The sequence below is a fragment of the Kribbella sp. NPDC054772 genome, assembly GCF_053611945.1.
The window spans coordinates 262319-265986 of the sequence record NZ_JBSHBJ010000001.1; the positions used below are offsets into that span (position 1 = coordinate 262319).

A 3668-nucleotide genomic window follows, 5' to 3' on the forward strand; every position below is an offset into this window, starting at 1 on the left:
CCGCGTCTTTTGTTTATAAGAGACTGGTGTGGCGGCGACCACGCCGTTTCCCCCGCGGCCGATCCGGCATCGCCGGGTTCCTCCCCAAACCCCACCCATCCGCCCACCGTGACTCGTCGGCCGCGGCGCGACAGCCGCGACTCGCGCATGAGCGGTTATCCCCTCGCGTTGGGGGTTCTTCGTTCGTAGACCAGCAGAGAACCCCCAACCCCAGGGGATAACCGCTCGAGTTGCGGCGGCCTGGGGCGGGAAGGGGTAATGGTCCAGGCCGGATGGGGGTTTGGACGGGTAGTCAGTACTGCGGTTGGGGCTGGCGTATCGGGGGACACGCGGGAATTGCGCGGAGGCTACTGATTGGTCGTATCGTCCTGCGGAGCGTGACCAAGTCGGTACGGAGTCCGCTCGCGTCGGCCTTCGGATCGGTGGGAAGATCGCCCGATTGCTGATGAAGCAGTTACCTACCGCCTGTCTACCGCGTTGTAACCCTGTGAGCACGCTGTTCGGACCCGGACTGTCGGAAAGGGGGCCGGTAATGGAATCATCTCGTCGCATGGACGCGCCGCGTCTGCCCCTGACCCAGGAACCGGTCGCCGACACCGGTTCCTTTGGCGTGCGGCAGGCGGGCGGGGTGCTCGAGCGGGCCCAGCGGATCGCCGACACACTGCGCGAGCAGGCCGAGCACGAGAACGATGTGGCCCGTGACGAGGCCGGGCGGATCCGGGCTGCGAACGAGCGGCTGAAGGCCGAGGCGGACAGCGCGGCGAAGAAGCTTCGAGCGGACGCGATGGCGGCCGCCCAGCGGGTGCTGAACGACGCGGAGCGGGCCGCTGAGCAGCTCCGGAACGAGTCCGAGTCCGAGGCGGAGCGGGTCCGCTGCGAGGCCGAGGAGGCCGCCGACAGGCTGCGCGCCGAGTCCACCGCCGAAGCCGATCGGGTACGCCGTGATGCTGCCGCCGCGGCCGACGCGCTGACGGCAGAGTCGACTGCCGAAGCGGAGCGGGTTCGCGGCGAGGCGGCTGCGATCGCCGAGCGCCTGAAGCTCGAGTCGGAGTCTGCCGCCGAGCAGCTCCGGGCGGCGGTCGCCGAGGAGGTGGCCAAGCGCCGCTCGGATTCGGAGACGGCCGCGGCGCAGCTGCAGGCCGAGACCGAGGCAGCGGTCGAGAAGCTGCGGACCGAAAGCGAAGCAGCGGCCGAGAAGCTGCGGGCCGAGTCGCAGGCGGCGGCGGACGGCCGGCTCGCGGCTGCGGAGGTCGAAGCGGGCCGGGTGAAGGACGAGGCCGACGAGCTCCTCGACGAGGCGCAGATGGCGCGCGAGTCGGCGCAGTCGACCGTCGAGCGGGCCGGCAAGGAAGCGCAGCAGCTGGTCGCCGACGCCGGCGAGCAGGCCGCGCTGGTGTCACAGGCCGCATCTCGCAACGAGGCCGACCTGATCGCCCGCGCCGAGTCCGAGGCGAGTGAGCTGCGGGCCGCCGTCGAGCGCGAGGTCGAGACCGCGCGGGAGAAGTCCCGGGTGGAGATCGCCGAGGCACACGCCGAGATCGAGCGGCTGCGCGGCGAGAACCGTACCGAGGTGGAGCGCCGTACGGCGGAGCTCGAGGAGACCGAGCGGGCCAAGCTGGCCGCGATCTCGCTGGAGATCGACAAGCTGCGGAACGAGGCGATCGCCGAGATCGCCGAGCGCAAGGCCGAGGCGGAAGCCGGTAACGAGCGGCTGATGGCCGACGCGCGGGCGCAGGCCAAGCTGGTCGTGGACTCCATCGAGGCGGACCGCCGGGCAGCCTCCGGCGAGGCGCAGCGGATCGTCGAGGAGGCGAACCAGGCGGCCGAGGCGGCGCTGGCCGAGGCCGAGAAGCAGACGCTGTGGAGCCGGAAGACCGTCGACGACCTGATCAGCGCCGCCGAGTCCGAGGCGCAGGCGATCCGCGACCAGGCCGCCGCCGATGCGGCCGAGCTCCTCCGCAAGAAGCGTGCGCACCTGCGCCGCGTGGTCGGCCGCTCGACCAGCCGGCTGAAGCAGACCCAGGAAACGATCGCGAAGGAGAACGCCGAGCTCACCCAGCTCGCCGAAACAACGCTGTACTCGGCCGGCGAGCAGGCGGAGTCGACGCTCGCGTCGGCCAAGCAGGAGGCCGAGAAGGTCACCGCCCAGGCGCAGACCCGGGCCGACCGGCTGAAGAACTCGGCCGCCCAGGACGCGCGGGAGATCATCGAGCGGGCGAACCGCCGCGAGGCCGAGGCCGAGGCCAGCACCCAGGTACTGCGGGAGCGCGCCGCCAACGACCTGTCCGAGGCGCAGCGCCAGTCGCACGAACTGATCCGCAAGTCCCGCGCGGAAGCGCAGCAGATCGAGGCGCAGGCGCGTGAGCACTCCGATACTCTGCGCGCCCAGGCCCGAAAACTTCTCGCCGACGCCGAGGCGAGGGTCGCGGCGCTGAACCAGCGCCGTGATGAGATCACCAAGGAGCTCACCCAGCTTTCGGGTGTGATCGAGGCACTCGCTGTACCGGGGTTCCGCCCAGGTGGTGGAATGTCCTCCAGTGAGGGTTCCACGGGGGAATCAGGATGAGGACGTGACAGTCAGATCCTTGTCAGTGACAATGTGTGATCCACCCACCCATCGAAGTGAGCATCGGAAAACATGAGCAGTGAAAGCCCAACCCCGTTCCGTACCGTTCTGCGTGGCTACGAGCCTGCCCAGGTGGATCAGCACATCCGTGAGCTGACCACCTCCCTGACCGCTCTGCAGCAGCAGTCGGAGCAGCTGCAGCGGCACGTCCAGGAGCTGCAGTCCCGCACGGACGCGGCGGAGGCGGCCGTCATCTCCGCCCAGGAGGACTCCAAGGACCGTGCCCCGACGTTCACCGAGTTCGGTGAGCGGGTCGCGAAGATCCTGTCGCTGGCCGACGACGAGGCCCGTGACCTGGTGACCCGCGCGCGCACCGATGCCGAGGCGATCGTCGCCGACGGTGAGTCGCACGCCAAGAAGGTCCGCAAGGAGGCCGAGCAGTACTCGCTGGACTGGAAGAGCGAGGTCGACGCCGAGGCCGCCCGGATCCTCGAGGAGGCCCGGACCCAGGCCGACGACATGCGTGACGAGGCCGAGCGCGACGCCACCGCGCGCCGCAGCGAGGCCCAGGCGCTGTACGAGCAGGAGCGGGCCAAGTCCGCTCAGGCCGCGGCCGCCTTCGAGACCACCCTGGCCGAGCGCCGGGGCAAGGTCGAGCAGGAGTTCGCCGCCCGGACCGCGCTGGCCGAGCAGCAGCTGGCCGCCGTCACCGACCGCGCCGCCCAGGTGCAGCGCGAGGCCGACCGGTCGCGTTCCGAGGCCGAGCGGTTGTCGCAGCAGCAGCTGGCCGACGCCAACCGGCAGGCCCAGGAGATCGTCGCCGCCGCGAAGGACAAGTCCGAGCGGATCCGTGCCGAGTCCGAGCGTGAGCTCGCGGCCGCGACCCAGCGCCGGGACAGCATCAACGCGCAGCTGACCAACGTTCGCCAGATGCTGGCGACGCTGTCCGGCAGCCCGGCGATGCCGCTCGACCTGCTGGCCGAGGACGACGCGGACGCCACCTCCGGTAGCAAGAAGAACTGAAGAAACACCACCTGAGAGGGGGGGGGGGGGGGGGGGCGGCGCGCGGCGAGGGGGGGTGTGACTCTGGCTGGAGGAGAGA

2 protein-coding genes are annotated in these 3668 nt (G+C 70.7%); both read left to right on the forward strand.

Features of this window, described 5'->3' with window-relative positions:
• The first annotated feature begins 550 nt into the window (after nucleotides 1–550).
• Entirely contained in the window at nucleotides 551–2566 is a 2016-nt protein-coding gene (locus ACWGID_RS01345; RefSeq protein WP_452193302.1) for a kinetoplast-associated-like protein, read from the forward strand.
• 72 nt (nucleotides 2567–2638) lie between these two features.
• Nucleotides 2639–3589, forward strand: coding sequence for a DivIVA domain-containing protein (locus ACWGID_RS01350; protein ID WP_452193303.1), 951 nt, complete (start codon nucleotides 2639–2641; stop codon nucleotides 3587–3589).
• The last annotated feature ends 79 nt before the right edge of the window (nucleotides 3590–3668 follow it).